The sequence below is a fragment of the Pseudomonas sp. FDAARGOS_761 genome, assembly GCF_013343155.1.
In the GTDB taxonomy this organism is placed as follows: Bacteria; Pseudomonadota; Gammaproteobacteria; order Pseudomonadales; family Pseudomonadaceae; genus Pseudomonas; species Pseudomonas aeruginosa.
Window position 1 is genome coordinate 2851699 of the sequence record NZ_CP054572.1, and the last position, 14414, is coordinate 2866112.

At 68.1% G+C, this 14414-nt stretch carries 15 protein-coding genes; 5 read left to right on the top strand and 10 right to left on the bottom strand.

Going from position 1 to position 14414, the window contains the following annotated elements; all coding sequences use genetic code 11:
• Position 1: 1 nt before the first annotated feature.
• Both FOC67_RS13065 and FOC67_RS13070 read right to left on the bottom strand, forming a co-directional pair.
• The gene (locus tag FOC67_RS13065) at positions 2 to 619 is read right to left on the bottom strand and encodes a DUF2185 domain-containing protein (RefSeq protein WP_003089860.1); all 618 of its coding nucleotides are present in this window, start codon (positions 617 to 619) and stop codon (positions 2 to 4) included.
• Positions 620 to 870: 251 nt separating this feature from the next.
• The gene (locus tag FOC67_RS13070) at positions 871 to 2217 is read right to left on the bottom strand and encodes an OprD family porin (protein WP_003139115.1); all 1347 of its coding nucleotides are present in this window, start codon (positions 2215 to 2217) and stop codon (positions 871 to 873) included.
• A gap of 362 nt (positions 2218 to 2579) precedes the next feature.
• On the opposite strand from FOC67_RS13070, the gene FOC67_RS13075 reads away from it, so the two are divergent.
• Entirely contained in the window at positions 2580 to 2798 is a 219-nt protein-coding gene (locus FOC67_RS13075) for a hypothetical protein (protein WP_003089862.1), read from the top strand.
• A gap of 157 nt (positions 2799 to 2955) precedes the next feature.
• On the opposite strand, the gene catA is transcribed toward FOC67_RS13075, so the two are convergent.
• Genes catA through FOC67_RS13090 form a run of 3 tightly spaced genes read right to left on the bottom strand, consistent with a single transcriptional unit; the run spans position 2956 to position 5376 of the window.
• Positions 2956 to 3888, bottom strand: coding sequence for a catechol 1,2-dioxygenase (gene catA, locus FOC67_RS13080; RefSeq protein ID WP_009314156.1), 933 nt, complete (start codon positions 3886 to 3888; stop codon positions 2956 to 2958).
• A 44-nt stretch (positions 3889 to 3932) separates the two neighbouring features.
• Positions 3933 to 4223 (bottom strand): muconolactone Delta-isomerase, encoded by a 291-nt coding sequence (gene catC, locus FOC67_RS13085; RefSeq protein WP_003089864.1) that lies wholly within the window; start codon positions 4221 to 4223, stop codon positions 3933 to 3935.
• Positions 4224 to 4254: 31 nt separating this feature from the next.
• Complete coding sequence (locus FOC67_RS13090; protein WP_003139111.1) at positions 4255 to 5376, bottom strand: muconate cycloisomerase family protein; 1122 nt, start codon at positions 5374 to 5376, stop codon at positions 4255 to 4257.
• Between the two features lie 161 nt (positions 5377 to 5537).
• On the opposite strand from FOC67_RS13090, the gene FOC67_RS13095 reads away from it, so the two are divergent.
• Complete coding sequence (locus FOC67_RS13095; protein WP_003089870.1) at positions 5538 to 6410, top strand: LysR family transcriptional regulator; 873 nt, start codon at positions 5538 to 5540, stop codon at positions 6408 to 6410.
• A gap of 8 nt (positions 6411 to 6418) precedes the next feature.
• Here FOC67_RS13095 and FOC67_RS13100 read toward each other — a convergent pair whose 3' ends face one another.
• Positions 6419 to 7420, bottom strand: a complete 1002-nt coding sequence (locus FOC67_RS13100; protein WP_003089872.1) for an AraC family transcriptional regulator — start codon at positions 7418 to 7420, stop codon at positions 6419 to 6421.
• A 316-nt stretch (positions 7421 to 7736) separates the two neighbouring features.
• On the opposite strand from FOC67_RS13100, the gene antA reads away from it, so the two are divergent.
• From antA to antC, 3 genes are read left to right on the top strand one after another with little or no spacing between them, the layout of a single operon-like run.
• On the top strand, positions 7737 to 9131 hold the full coding sequence (antA, locus tag FOC67_RS13105; protein WP_003089876.1) for an anthranilate 1,2-dioxygenase large subunit: 1395 nt from the start codon (positions 7737 to 7739) through the stop codon (positions 9129 to 9131).
• Complete coding sequence (gene antB, locus FOC67_RS13110; protein WP_003109540.1) at positions 9128 to 9619, top strand: anthranilate 1,2-dioxygenase small subunit; 492 nt, start codon at positions 9128 to 9130, stop codon at positions 9617 to 9619. Before antA ends, antB begins: the two co-directional genes overlap by 4 nt.
• 18 nt (positions 9620 to 9637) lie before the next feature.
• Positions 9638 to 10660: an anthranilate 1,2-dioxygenase electron transfer component AntC gene (gene antC, locus FOC67_RS13115; protein WP_003109538.1), complete on the top strand. Its 1023-nt coding sequence runs from the start codon at positions 9638 to 9640 to the stop codon at positions 10658 to 10660.
• A 5-nt stretch (positions 10661 to 10665) separates the two neighbouring features.
• On the opposite strand, the gene FOC67_RS13120 is transcribed toward antC, so the two are convergent.
• Genes FOC67_RS13120 through benA form a run of 4 tightly spaced genes read right to left on the bottom strand, consistent with a single transcriptional unit; the run spans position 10666 to position 14352 of the window.
• The gene (locus FOC67_RS13120; protein WP_003089880.1) at positions 10666 to 11427 is read right to left on the bottom strand and encodes a 1,6-dihydroxycyclohexa-2,4-diene-1-carboxylate dehydrogenase; all 762 of its coding nucleotides are present in this window, start codon (positions 11425 to 11427) and stop codon (positions 10666 to 10668) included.
• A gap of 25 nt (positions 11428 to 11452) precedes the next feature.
• Positions 11453 to 12466, bottom strand: coding sequence for a benzoate 1,2-dioxygenase electron transfer component BenC (gene benC / locus FOC67_RS13125; protein ID WP_003109537.1), 1014 nt, complete (start codon positions 12464 to 12466; stop codon positions 11453 to 11455).
• Between the two features lie 33 nt (positions 12467 to 12499).
• Positions 12500 to 12988 (bottom strand): benzoate 1,2-dioxygenase small subunit, encoded by a 489-nt coding sequence (gene benB / locus FOC67_RS13130; protein ID WP_009314152.1) that lies wholly within the window; start codon positions 12986 to 12988, stop codon positions 12500 to 12502.
• Positions 12985 to 14352 (bottom strand): benzoate 1,2-dioxygenase large subunit, encoded by a 1368-nt coding sequence (benA, locus tag FOC67_RS13135; protein ID WP_009314151.1) that lies wholly within the window; start codon positions 14350 to 14352, stop codon positions 12985 to 12987. The genes benB and benA overlap by 4 nt, the downstream gene beginning before the upstream one ends.
• Positions 14353 to 14414: the final 62 nt, after the last annotated feature.

A 14414-nucleotide genomic window follows, 5' to 3' on the forward strand; every position in this document is an offset into this window, starting at 1 on the left:
CTCAACCCTCCGGTCCCTGCACCTCGATGAAGGAACCGTCGGCCAGTCGCTCGAACGCCCGTCCCGGCGGCGCGTCGAGCAGCGGCAGGATGCTGTCGTCGGCGTTCAGCACCGAGCCCAGGCTGACGTAGGCGGTGGTCCCGGCGGTATTCATGTAGTCGTCCGACTCGTCGCCGGCCATCAGCCGCCAGCCGCTGTCGTTTTCCTCTTCCGGCGCCTCGCGGTAGAGGTAGCCGACCGCCTTCCCCTCGTCTATCACCCGGCGCGTCACGAAGCAGCGCCGGGCATAGCGCGAGATCGGCGTTTCCCGCGGGTCGTGCTCGGTGTTGATGATGTGCCGCGCCTCGAAGACGATGCGCTCGCCCAGCGACAGGTCGCGGATGTATTGCGGATAGTTGTCCAGGCGGCCGCTGAAGGCGCCATCCGCCTCGATGCCCTCGACCGTCACCCAGAGCCGCTCGGCGCGCGGCGCATCGGGGTTGTCGGTATCGAAGGCGAAGATCAGCTTGACGCTTTCCCCGGCGGCGACCCGGTCGATGGTCTCCGCGTCCGGTTTGTAGAAGGTGTAGGGATGGCGGACAGCGATCGCGCTGGCGTCCACCAAGGTCCACGAGGCCATGTCGACTCCCGCTTGGCTGGCTACGCGGCGCCCGTAGCCTGGGCTGCCACGGGCACGCCGGTGCCCGGGCGGCATGGGTGGAATGGCGTGGCCGAGGTTCGGGTCGCGGCGCCCACCGGCAGGTCGAAGCCATGCCCGGCCAGGAACCGCCCTTCGGCCCGCCTACCCAGAGGAAAGTAGCAGCGCCGCCGCGCAGCCGCCAGCAACGGGCTGTCGCAGAGCGCCGCCCCGGATGGGGCGGCGGCGCGCCTTCAGAGGATTTGCAGCGGGTACTCGACGATCAGGCGGACTTCGTCGAGGTCCGACTCGAAGCTGTCGGAGCGCACCGTGGCCTGGCGCACGCGGAACGCCAGGTCCTTGGCCGCGCCGCCCTGCACCACGTACTTGACCTCCACGTCGCGTTCCCAGCGGCCCTGGTTGGTCAGCGGGTTGCCGTTGGCGTCGGTGCGCATGTAGACGCTGTTGGCATTCGAATAATCGGCGTCCCAGCCCTTGCCATAGCGGGTCATGAAGCTCAGCCCCGGCACGCCGAAGGCGGCCATGTCGAGGTCGTAGCGGAGCATCAGCGAGCGTTCCTTGGGCGAGTTGAAGTCGCTGTACTGGATCGAGTTGTCCAGGTAGATGGAGTCGGTCTGGCGCAGGTAGTCGAAGTCGTCGTCGCCGTTGTTGCGCTGGTACGACAGCAGCACCTGGTGCGGGCCGTAGGCGAAGCCGCCGCGCACGCTCCAGATGTCGTTGTCGAGTTCGCCCATCACCTGCCTGCCCTGGTCCTTGACCTTGTAGTAGTTGGCGCCGCCGAGCAGGGACAGCTTGTCGTCCAGCGGATAGTTGAAGCTGGTGCCGGCGTAGTACTGGTCCCAGGCGTCCTTCTGGCGGCTGCCGTAGAGGCTGACGCTCCAGTGCTCGGTGGCCTGGTAGTCGCCGCCGGCGTAGGCGACCCACGGCGAGTCGATGCGCCGGCCGGTGTAGAAGCTGTAGAAGTCGTCGCTGCCGCTGGTGCTGTTCGGCTGGGTCATCGAGTTCAGCTTGCCGGCCTGCAGGGTCAGGCCCTTCGCCAGGCTGTCGTTGACCAGGGTGAAGCCGCGGAAGCTGGAGGGGAACAGCCGGCTGTTGCCGTACTGGATCACCGGGGTTTCCGGGAACACGTCGCCGACCCGCAGCACGGTGCCGTACCAGCGCAGCTTGACCGCGCCGCCGGCTCGCGAATAGTCGTCCTGCGGCCGCCCCTGGTCGTCATAGGGCAGCAGGTCGACGCTACCGCCGGCGCCGGAACGCCCGCCGCCGCTGTCCAGGCGCACGCCGAGCTGGGCGAAGGCGTCGATGCCGACGCCCAGCGTGCCCTGGGTGAAGCCCGAGGAGAAGTTGGCCATGAAGCCCTGCACCCATTCCTCGGTGTAGCCGCCGCCCGCCGGGCTCGATTGGCCCTTGCGGAAGTCGCGGTTGAAGTAGAAGTTGCGCAGCAGCAGGTTGACCTCGCTGCCCTCGATGAAACCTTCCTTGCTCCGCTCGGCGTTCTCCTCGGCGACGGCCGAGGCCATCACTCCAGCGCCCAGCAGCAGTGGAAGCGTCCACAGTCGTTTCTTTCCATCCCCTTGCATGGCGATTGCTCCAGATCGGTTCATGTCTGTTTTTCTTCTGCGGCCATGCCCTGCGACGCTGGCTGTGCGTGAACTTCTGGTCGATCGCGCCCCCGCGCAGTCCTGCCGCAACCGGCATTGACCGTGGGGCTGATTCTGGAACCGGGGAAATGACGCAGACATGAGGCGGGGATTACTTTTCCGCAATCTTAACTCGCACTTAATGCGCTTCGCGCAGACTGCTCCGCCATGCAACGGAGCATCGCCGAAGTTATCGGAAACGTAATTTTCCACTCACCCTCGGGTAATCCGTCCGCTCTTACTCTTTGCTCAAACGGGACGAATACCTCGCCCCGGCGACGAGCCAACCCGAGAGGTTTGCCATGAAGATCATCCCGATGCTGCTGGCCGCCCTGCTGGCGACCGGCGCCGCCACTGCCCAGGCCCAGGACGGCAGCGAACGCTCCTGGCAGTACAACGCCGAGTTCCGCGCCGCGCAGAAAGAACTGCGCGAGAAGCGCCTGCAGAAGCAACAACTGGAAGCGCAAGCGCAGAAGACCGACCGCAGCAAATGCGCCGAGCGCAAGAACGGCAACGGCTGAGCAGCCTTTCACCGAGCAATACACTTGTCCTTTTTGGGTTGCTCCTTTGGACAAGTCCTGAGGCGCCAGTCATGGCGCCTTTTTTTATCCGCCGTCGCGCCTGGCGGAAGAAGGCGGCATGGTCGCCAGCGACCAGCCGCCCTCCCCGCTCCCCGCCTTACTCCTGCAATGCCCGCGGCCGCTGGCTGCGGCGCTCGGCGGCAGGCGCCGGGCTGGCCTGGAGCTGGAAGTCGAAATCCAGTTCGGCGAAGCGTCCGCCCTCCACGCCGCGGTCACGGGCCGCGGCGGGGTCGTCGTTGAAGCGCAGGTCGCCGATCAGCCCATCGCGGGTGGCGTAGGCGAAGTCGTCCCACAGGTAGCGGTCGCCCGCCAGGTTGATCTGGGTGGTCAGGTGGCGATGGCCGGGCGCCGAGACGAAGAAGTGGATGTGCGCCGGCCGCTGGCCGTGGCGGCCGAGGCGGTCGAGCAGTTCCTGGGTCGGGCCGTCGCTCGGGCAACCGTAGCCGGAGGGCACGATGCTGCGCGCACGGTAGCGGCCGTCGGCGTCGGTGCGGATGCGCCGGCGCAGGTTGTATTCGGACTGGCTGCTGTCGAAGTAGGAATAGGTGCCTTGGGTATTGGCGTGCCAGACGTCGACGATGGCTCCGGCCAGCGGCTGGCCGTCGGGACCGCTGACGCGGCCCTGGAGGAACATCACGGTGCCGGGGTCGCGGCCGTCGTCCATCCGTGCCTCGCCGTCGCTCAGCGGCGCGCCGGCGACGTACAGCGGCCCTTCGATGGTGCGCGGCGTGCCGCCGGTGAGGCCGGCCTCGGCGTCCTGGGCGTCGAGCAGCAGGTCCAGGTAATGCTCCAGGCCCAGCCCGGCGGCCAGCAGGCCGGCTTCCTGGCGGCTGCCCAGGCGGTTCAGGTAGTCCACCGCTTTCCAGAATTCGTCGGGCGTGACCTGCATCTCTTCGATCAGCTTCGCCGTATCGTCGAGGATGCGCCGCACCAGGGCCTTGGTGCGCGGATCGCCGCGTTCGTTGAGCTGGCCGCTGGCCTCTTCGAAGAAGCGCTGGACGTCGGCAGTCTGGGAAATCTTCACGGTCATGGCGTTTGCCTCTGCTTGTTGTTGTCGGGCGTGGGAAGGGAATCTCAGCGGTCGTCGGCATGGATCGACGAGGGATGCCGGCAAAGCCCGTCGATCTCGATGTCCATGTAGGGAAACAGCGGCAGCCGGGTCAGGGTGTCGTGCAGCGCCTCGACACTGGGCAGGTCGAACAGGCTGTAGTTGGCGTAGTGCCCAGCGATTCGCCAGAGGTGCCGCCAGCTGCCCTCGCGCTGGAGGCGCTGGGCCATTTCCTTCTCCTCGGCCTTGAGCCGCTCGGCCTGTTGCGGGTCCATGTCGACGGGCAACTTCACGGTCATCTTCACGTGGAACAGCATCGGTCGTTTCTCCTCTGTCTGCGGAATGGCTTCAGCGCCGGCGGAAGCGCGCCAGGCGCTCCTCGTCGAGCGCCAGGCCGAGACCCGGCGCACGCGGCACGTGCAAGTGGAAATCCTGGTAGCGCGGCGACTCGAGGAGGATGTCCTCGGTCAGCAACAACGGGCCGAACAGTTCGCTGTGCCAGGCCAGGCGGTCGAGGGTGACGAAGGCGTGGGCGGCGGCCAGGGTGCCGATGCCGCCCTCGAGCATGGTCCCGCCGTACAGGCCGATCCCGGCCGCCTCGGCGATCGCCGCGCTACGCAGCACCGCGCGCGGTCCGCCGTTCTTGGCGATCTTCAGGGCGAACACCGGGGCGGCGCCCTCGCGAGCCAGGTGGAAGGCATCCTCGACGCTCTCGATGGCCTCGTCGGCCATGATCGGCGCGCCGCCGCGGCTGCTCAGGCGCGCCAGGCCGATGCGGTTGTGGCGGGCGATGGGCTGTTCGATCAGGGCGATGCCGTTGTCGCCGAGCGTCGCGCAGGCACGCTGGGCAACGCCTTCGTCCCAGGCCTGGTTGACGTCCACCCGCACGCTGGCGCGCTCGCCAAGGGCGCGCTTGATGGCGATCGCGTGGGCCACGTCGGCATCCACCTCACCGGCGCCGATCTTCAGCTTGAAGTGCCGGTGGCGGCGCAGGTCGAGCATCCGCTCGGCTTCCTCGATGTCGCGGCCGGTGTCGCCGCTGGCCAGGGTCCAGGCCACCTCCAGGCTGTCGTGCAGGCGGCCGCCGAGCAGTTCGCTGACGGCCAGGCCGAGGCGCTTGCCATGGGCGTCGAGCAAGGCGGTCTCGACCGCCGAGCGGGCGAAGGTGTTGCCCCTGATGTGCCGGTCCAGGCGCTGCATCGCGGCATTCACGTTGTCCGCCGGCTGGCCCAGCAGCAACGGAGCGAAATGCGCGTCGAGATTGCTCTTGATGCTCTCCGGGCTCTCGCTGCCGTAGGCCAGGCCACCGATGGTGGTGGCTTCGCCGAGGCCCTCGATGCCGTCGCTGCAACGCAGGCGGAGGATCACCAGGGTCTGCCGGTTCATGGTGTGCATGGCCAGCTTGTGCGGACGGATGGTCGGCAGATCGACGATGATCGACTCGAGGCTTTGGATCACGGCTTGGCTCATTCTCGGGGGTCCACCAGGGTTGCGGTCGGGTTTTCGACGGTTCGCCGCTCAAGGCTCGCTCGATACCGAGCAGGTTTCGCCGTCGTTTCGGCCAAGCATCCATCGCCTTCTTCACTGGGGTCCAATATCATCTTCCTCTCGAACCATACCCTGGAGGTATCATGGAGCTTCGTCACCTGCGCTACTTCCAGGCGCTGGCCCGGACTCTCAACTTCACCCGCGCCGCCGAGCAACTGCACATCGCCCAGCCACCGCTGAGCCGGCAGATCCAGCAACTCGAGGAAATGCTCGGGGTGGCCCTGCTGGAGCGCGGCCGGCCGCTGCGCCTGACCGAAGCCGGGCGCTTCTTCCACGAACAGAGCGCGACGCTCCTGGACCAACTGGAGAGCATCTGCGACAGCACCCGGCGGATCGGCCAGGGCCAGCGCCAGTGGTTCGGCATCGGCTTCGTGCCCTCGGCGCTGTATGGCGTGCTGCCGGAGCTGATCCGCCACCTGCGCGGCGACCCGGAGCTGGAGCTGGGCCTGCTGGAGATGACCACCCTGCAACAGGTCGAGGCGCTGAAGAGCGGGCGCATCGACATCGGTTTCGGACGCATCCGCATCGACGACCCGGCGATCCGCCAGAGCGTGCTCAGCGAAGAGCCGCTGGTCGCCGCCTTGCCCGCCGGCCACCCGTTGCTCGGCCAGCCGCTGAGCCTGGAGCGCCTGTCGCGCGAGCCGTTCGTGCTCTACCCCGGCCAGCCGCGGCCGAGCTACGCCGACCATGTGCTGGCGCTGTTCGCCACCCACGGCCTGAGCCTGCGCGTGACGCAATGGGCCAACGAGATGCAGACCGCCATCGGCCTGGTCGCCGCCGGACTCGGCGCGACCCTGGTGCCGGCCTCGGTGCAGTTGCAGCACCGCGACGACGTCGCCTACCAGGCCCTGGCCGACGCCTCCCTGACCTCGCCGATCATCGTCAGCCGGCGCCAGGGCGACGGCTCCCCGCACCTGCGGCGCTGCCTGGCGCTGATCGGCCGCGAGGACGCCTGAGTGCCCTCTCAGGAGCGCCGCGCGGCGCGGCGCTGGGTCATGCTCGGGGTTTCCTCGAAGCGCTTGCGGTAGTCCACGGAGAAGCGTCCGAGGTGGCTGAAGCCCCAGCCCAGGGCGATCGTCGAGATGCTGCGGGCGCCGCCGCTGGCGAGGATCTCCTCGCGCACCGCGGCGAGCCGGTAGTGCTTCAGGTAGCTCATCGGCGATACCCCGAAGTAGCGACGGAAGCCCTCGAACAGCTTGAACCGCGAGACCCCGGCGGCGCGTTCCACGTCCTCCAGGCTCAGGGTCTCGCGGGCGTTGGCCTGGAGAAACTCGCGAGCGCGCAGCAGGTAGTGCGGCGGGCGCCCGCCAAGGCCCTGCTGCAGGGCCTCGCTGTAGTTGTTCGGCTGGGCCAGGATCAGTCCCTTGATCAGCGCGCGTTCCAGGTCGCTGCTGAAAAACGCCTGGGCGTAGAGTTCGCTGCGCGCCATCTCCTCGCTGATGTGCCGCACGGTGCGCCACCAGGACGCCGAGGCGCCGTCCAGGGCATCCATCTCCGGATCGAAGCGCAAGGGCGTATCGATCGGCCGCTGCAACATCTCCTCCAGGACCTTGCGCATCGCCGTGCGGCCGATCACCACCTGCAACTTGCGGCAGTCCCCGGCGATGCTCAGCTCCTGGCGCTCGTTGGGCGCGATGATCACCCCGCGGCGGACGTCGGAGAGCAGGCGCAGCCCGCCCCGGCACAGCTCCTGCTCGCCGCTGAGCGGCAGGCTCAGGCTGTAGGCGTTGAACGCCGCGGCATCCTCGACGGTGATGGTGACGTCGGTGCCGTAGCCGATGTAGCCGAGGGTGGTGCACATCGACTTCAGCACGTTGCCGTGGTGCTGGAACTGCACCAGTCCCGGGCTCGCCGCTTCGAGCCGGTGCGGCCCGCAGACCTTCGACATCCAGGAACGGGCGGCGGCCAGGTCCAGGTGGTCGGCATGGAGATCGCCACGATCGGCGACGGGATGGCTCCTCATCATGGTTCGGCACTCGACACGGCAAGGCTGGGGGTGCGCTCTGCTGGCGCTCTGTTTTCAGCAAAATGCAAGGCATGTGCCGGCGCAAGGCCGACTCCCCGCATCCTCCACTATCCGGATAGCGTTCGCCGACTTTCCGGACAAAGCGTCCGCCGCAAGCGCCGCTCGAACCCGGAACGAGCCCTCCGCGAGGCCCTCGGCCGCTCCTCGGCGGCCGCACATTTTCGGGATGCGCATCGTCGACTAAGCGGATAGCCCGCCCCCGCTCGCGGCCGTTGAATGGCTCACCCATAACGACAACGCACAAGGGTGAGAACGCATGAACGCTAACCGCAGAAGCCTCGAACAGTGGCGCGACTATGTCGGCGGCTGCCTCGACTTCCGTCCCGAGGAAGGCATCTTCCGCATCGCCCGGGACATGTTCACCGAACCGGAGCTGTTCGACCTGGAGATGGAGCTGATCTTCGAAAAGAACTGGATCTACGCCTGCCACGAAAGCGAACTGGCCAGGCCCCACGACTTCGTCACCCTGCGCGCCGGACGCCAGCCGCTGATCGTCACCCGCGACGGCAACGGCCAGTTGCACGCGCTGGTCAACGCCTGCCAGCATCGCGGCGCGACCCTGGTGCGGGTCGGCAAGGGCAACCAGTCGACCTTCACCTGTCCGTTCCATGCCTGGTGCTACAAGAACGACGGCCGGCTGGTGAAGGTCAAGGCGCCGGGCGAATACCCGGAAGGCTTCGACAAGGCCACCCGCGGCCTGAAGAAAGCGCGCATCCAGAGCTACAGGGGCTTCGTCTTCGTCAGCCTGGACGTCGCCGGCGAGGACGACCTGGTGGACTTCCTCGGCGACGCCCGGGTGTTCCTCGACATGCTGGTGGCGCAGTCTCCCAGCGGCGAGCTGGAAGTGCTGCCCGGCACCTCCACCTACACCTACGAAGGCAACTGGAAGCTGCAGAACGAGAATGGCCTGGACGGCTATCACGTCAGTACCGTGCACTACAACTACGTAGCCACCGTGCAGCACCGCCAGCAGGTCGAGGCCGAGCGCGGCGGCGCGGCCGCCACCCTCGACTACAGCAAGCTCGGCGCCGGCGACGCGGCCACCGACGACGGCTGGTTCTCCTTCGCCAACGGCCACAGCGTGCTCTTCAGCGAGATGCCCAACCCCGCCGTACGCCCCGGCTACGCCAGCGTGATGCCGCGGCTGGTGGCGGAATACGGCCAGGCCCGCGCCGAGTGGATGATGCATCGCCTGCGCAATCTCAATCTCTACCCCAGCCTGTTCGTCATCGACCAGATCAGCTCGCAGCTGCGCATCGTCCGCCCGCTGGCCTGGAACCGTACCGAGATCGTCAGCCAGTGCATCGGCGTCAAGGGCGAGTCGGACGCCGACCGGGAGAACCGGATCCGCCAGTTCGAGGACTTTTTCAACGTCTCCGGGATGGGCACGCCCGACGACCTGGTGGAGTTCCGCGAAGCCCAGCGTGGCTTCCAGGCCCGCCTGGAGCGCTGGAGCGACATCTCCCGCGGCCACGGCAAGTGGCTCGAAGGCGCGACGCCGAACAGCCAGGCGCTGGGTATCGCGCCGCTGCTGACCGGCACCGAGATCACCCACGAAGGCCTCTACGTCAACCAGCACGCGCATTGGCGGCGCTTCCTCCTCGACGGCCTGGAGCGCCTGGCCCTGCGCGCGAAGGAGGTGACCCCATGAACGCCGGACTGCAGTACCGCGTCGAACAGTTCCTCTACCGCCACGCCGAACTCTGCGATGCCCAGGACTGGGACGGCTACCTCGCGCAGTTCGACGAACAGTGCGAGTTCCACCTGCCGCAGTGGGAGTCCGAGCACCGCTACACCCGCGATCCGAAGCGCGAGATGTCGCTGATCTACTACCCCAGCCGTGCCGGCCTGGAAGACCGGGTGTTCCGTATCCGCACCGGCAAGGCCGCGTCCACCGTGCCGATGCCGCGCACCCTGCACCAGATCGGCAACGTGCGCATCGCCGAGGAAGGCGAAGGCCTGCTGCGAGTGCGGGTCAACTGGCAGACCCTGTTCCAGCGCCTGGACCAGACCGGCAGCTTCTTCGGCCATGCCACCTACCGCCTGAAACCCCATGGCGAGACCTGGCTGATCGCGCGCAAGCACATCGTCCTGCTCAACGACCGGATCGACTCGGTCCTCGACTTCTACCACCTCTGAACGGCGGGCCCCGTCACGATGAATCACAAAGTCGCCCTCAGCTTCGCCGACGGCAAGACCCTGTTCCTGCCCGTCGGCCACGACGACCTGCTCCTCGACGCCGCCCTGCGCCACGGCATCAACCTGCCGCTGGACTGCCGCGAAGGGGTCTGCGGCACCTGCATGGGCCGCTGCGAGGCGGGCAGCTACAGCCTGGACTACGCCGACGAGGACACCCTCTCCGCCGCCGACCTGGAGCAGCGCAAGGTGCTCGCCTGCCAGACCCGGGTGCGCTCCGACGCGGCCTTCTACTTCGACTTCGCCTCGACCCTCTGCCACGCCGCCGCGGCCCAGGCGCACAGCGGCGTGGTGCGCGAACTGCGCCTGCTCTCCGAGGACACCGCGCTGCTCCGCCTCGACGCCGGCGCCGCGGGCCGCCAGTTGGACTTCCTGCCCGGCCAGTACGCGCGCCTGCAAGTACCCGGCAGCGACTGCCGGCGCGCCTACTCCTTCGCCAACCGGCCGAATCCGCAGAACCACCTGCAGTTCCTCATCCGCCTGCTCCCGGGCGGCGCCATGAGCGACTACCTGCGCCAAGGGTGCCGGGTCGGCGACGAGATCCGCTTCGAGGCGCCGCTGGGCACCTTCTACCTGCGTCAGGTGGAGCGCCCGTTGCTGCTGGTGGCCGGCGGCACCGGCCTGTCGGCGTTCCTCGGCATGCTCGACGAACTGGCCGAGCGCGGCTGCGAGCGGCCGGTGCATCTCTACTACGGGGTACGCCGCGCCGCCGATCTCTGCGAATTGCAGCGGATCGCCGGCTACGCCGAGCGGCTTCCCGGCTTCCGCTTCGTCCCGGTGCTCAGCGAGGCGGACGCCGACTGGGACGGCCGGCGCGGCTACCTGCACGAGCATTTCGACGCCGCCCGCTTGCGCGACGAAGCTTTCGACCTCTACCTGTGCGGGCCGCCGCCGATGGTCGAGGCGGTCCGCCAGTGGCTGCGCGAGCGCTCCCTGGAGCATCTGCGGCTGTACCTGGAGAAGTTCACCGAAAGCGGCGACTGATGCGCTCAGCCGAGGTCGCCGCCAGCTACCGGCAGGGTCACGCCGGTGATGTAGGACGCCTCGTCGGAGGCGAGGAAAAGGATCGCCGCGACCTGCTCGTCGATGCTGCCGTAGCGCTTCATCAGGCTGCTGTCGAGGGTCTGCTCGACGATCTGTCGATACCAGCGCCGCTCCTCCTCGCTCTGCGCCGCGGCGTTGCGCGGAATCCTTCGCGGCGGCGCGTCGGTGCCGCCCGGCGCCACCGCGTTGACGCGGATGCCCTGGTCGGCGGTCTCGAACGCCAGGCAGGCGGTCAGCGCGTTCACCCCGCCCTTGGCGGCGCCATAGGGCACCCGGTTGACCCCGCGGGTGGCAACCGACGAGACGTTGACGATCGCCCCGCTACCCTGCCCCAGCATCGCCGGCAGCGCCGCGCGGCAACACCACAAGGTGGGCAGCAGCGAGCGCCGCAGCTCGGCCTCGATCTCGTCCTCGGCGTAGTGCTGGTAGGGCTTCGCCCAGAGGGTGCCGCCGACGTTGTTGACCAGGATGTCCAGCCGGCCGAAACGCTCCAGGGTCCGCTCCAGTGCCCGCTGGCATTCGGCGTAGCGCTCCAGGTCGGCGGTCAGGCACAGGCAGGCGTCGCCGGCCAATTCGTGGACCAGCTCGGAGCGGTCCACCGCCACCACCCGCGCGCCTTCCTCCAGCAGGCGCCGGGCCACGCCCAGGCCGATGCCCTGGGCGGCGCCGCTGACCAGGGCGACCTTGTCGCGGAATCTGTCGTTCATGGGAATCTCCTTGGCTCGCTCGGGTTCAGGCCGCGCTGGCGGCGAACTTTTCGTAGTAGAAATTCGCCGGGCGCACGCCCTGCTCGCGCAGGTAGCGCTCGACCGCCTCGACCATCGGCGGCGGCCCGCACAGGTAGATGTCGACGTCGCCCTCGTGCAGGTGCTGCGCGGCGATGTGCTCGGTCACGTAGCCCTTGCGCGGATAGTCGCTGTCGGCGCTGGCCACGCAGGCGCTCCAGGTGAAGCCGGGAATCCGTTCGGCGAACGCCTCCAGGCGCTCGAGCCCGACCAGGTCGACGTCGTGGGTCACCCCGTAGACCAGGTGCAGCGGGTGCGCGCTGCCCTGCTCGGCGATCCGTTCGAGCATCGCGGTGAACGGCGCCAGGCCGGTGCCGCCGGCCAGCATCAGCAGTGGCCGGTGAATCTCGCGCAGGTAGAAACTGCCCAGCGGGCCGTCCATCGCCAGGCTGTCGCCGGCCCTGGCCGTGCCACTGAGGAAGCCGCTCATCAGCCCGCCGGGGACGTTGCGGATCAGGAAGCTGACCTCACCATCCTTCGCCAGCGAGCTGAAGGAGTAGGCGCGGCGCTGCTCGCTGCCAGGCACCTGGAGGTTGACGTACTGCCCGGGCAGGAACGCCAGGCTGGCCAGCGCCTCGCCGCGCAGCGACAGGCCGATGGTGCTCGGCGACAGTTGCCGGACTTCGCTGATGCGCGCCTCGTAGCGCGCCTGGCCGGTCCTGCACAGGGTCGAGGACGCCGGCACGCGCAGCACGCAGTCGCTTTCGGCGCGCATCTGGCAGGTCAGCACGTAGCCGCGGGCGGCTTCCTCGGCGCTGAGGGCATCGTCGATGTAGTCCTGGCCCAGCGCATAGCGCCCGGCCTCGGCCAGGCACTTGCAGGTGCCGCAGGCGCCGTCGCGGCAGTCCAGGGGGATGTTGATGCCCTGGCGGTAGGCCGCGTCGGCCACGGTCTCGCCGGGCGCGGCATGGATGAAGCGGGTCACCCCGTCTTCGAAGTTGAGTGCGATCCGATGGTTCATGGCATGTCCCTCGACAGCCCGCCGGCGCGGGCGTCAGACGTGGTAGACGTCGATCAGCTGGCGAACGTAGTCGTTCTTCAGGATCACTTTCTTGGCCTTGATCAGCGGACTCTCGCCGCATACGTCGAGGTCGTAGAAGGTGGTGCCGAAGTAGCTGTCCACGGTCTTGTAGCGATAGCTCAGGGTGTGCCAGTTGCAGCGCGCGCGGCAGATGCCGTCGTCCTCGCCGAGCAGTTCGATGTTGCTCAGGTTGTGCGAGGTGCGGGTGTCCGGCAGGGTCGCGCTGGAGCGCTCGGTGCGGATGCGGAATACCCGGTCCTCCAGGCCGCCGCGGTTGCCGTACCAGATCAGCGAGATTTCCCGCTGCGGGTCCTCGGTGAGCTGGTCGCGGTCGTCCCAGGACGGCATCCAGAAACTGGCGTCCGCGGCGTACAACGCCAGCCAGGCGTCCCAATCCTTGTCGTCGAGATAGCGCGCCTCGCGGTAGAGGAAATCGCGCAGGGCGTCGTAGCCCAGGCTCATGACGCCACCTCCCGCAGCGCCACGCGCTGCGTCCGTTCGCGTTCCAGGGCGGCGAGCAGCGCCTCCTGCCAGTAGCGATGCTGCAATACGAACAGCCCTTCGTCCTCGGTGCGCACGCCGCTCAGGCGCGGCCGCAGGTCGATGGCCGCGGCCGCCGCGTCGGCGCCCTCTATCCAGTGTTCGGCGCCGCGCGACAGGTCGTTCCAGCCGACCACGCTGCCCTGGTAGCCCTGCTGGCAGGAACGGAACTCCTCCAGGTCGTCCGGGGTGGCCATGCCGCTGACGTTGAAGAAGTCCTCGTACTGGCGGATGCGCCGGGCGCGCGCCTCGGCGCTCTCGCCTTTCGGCGCGATGCAGTAGATGGTGATTTCCGTGCGGTCCACCGACAGCGGCCGGGCGATGCGGATCTGCGAGCTGAACTGGTCCATCAGGTAGACGTTGGGGTACAGGCAGAGGTTGCGCGAGTTCTCGATCATCCAGTCGGCGCGGGCCTCGCCGAAGTCGCGGGCAAGCTCGGCGCGGCGCTCGAAGGCCGGCCGGTCCTCGGGGTTGGCCCAGCGACTCCAGAGCAGCATGTGGCCATGCTCGAACGAGTAGAAGCCGCCGCCCTGCCGGGCCCAGCCGGCGGCGCTCATGGTCCGCGGCTGGTCCGCGGCGTCGCGCTGCTGGCGCTGGCTCTGGGTCGCCGCGTAGTTCCAGTGCACCGAACTGACGTGGTAGCCGTCGGCGCCGTTCTCGGCGGTAAGCTTCCAGTTGCCTTCGTAGACATAGCTGGAAGAGCCGCGCAGCACTTCGAGGCCTTCCGGCGACTGGTCGACGATCATGTCGATGATCTTCGCCGACTCGCCCAGGTGCTCGGCCAGCGGCCTGACATCGGGGTTGAGGCTGCCGAACAGGAAGCCACGGTAGGACTCGAAGCGCGCCACCCGGGTCAGGTCGTGCGAGCCCTCGCAGTCGAAGCCCTGCGGGTAGCCGGCCTCGGCCGGGTCCTTGACCTTGAGCAGCTTGCCGGAGTTGTTGAAGGTCCAGCCGTGGAACGGACAGGTATAGCTGCTGCGATTGCCGCTCTTGTGCCGGCAGAGCATCGCGCCACGGTGGCTGCAGGCGTTGATGAAGGCGTTGAGCTGGCCGTCGCGGTTGCGCGCGATGACGATCGACTGGCGGCCGATCTGGGTGGTCAGGTAGTCGTTGATTCCGGCAACCTGGCTTTCGTGGGCGAGATAGACCCAATTGCCCTCGAAGATGTGCTTCATCTCCAGTTCGAACAGGCGTGGGTCGGTGAACATCTCCCGCTTGCAGCGGTAGACGCCGCGCTCGGGGTCTTCCTCGAGCAGAGAACGCAAGTAATCGCTACCCAGGGACATGGCCGGGGCCTCCGTTGTTATTGTTCAGGCCCGGTCAGGTTAGGTAGCGCGTGCTGCTGGGG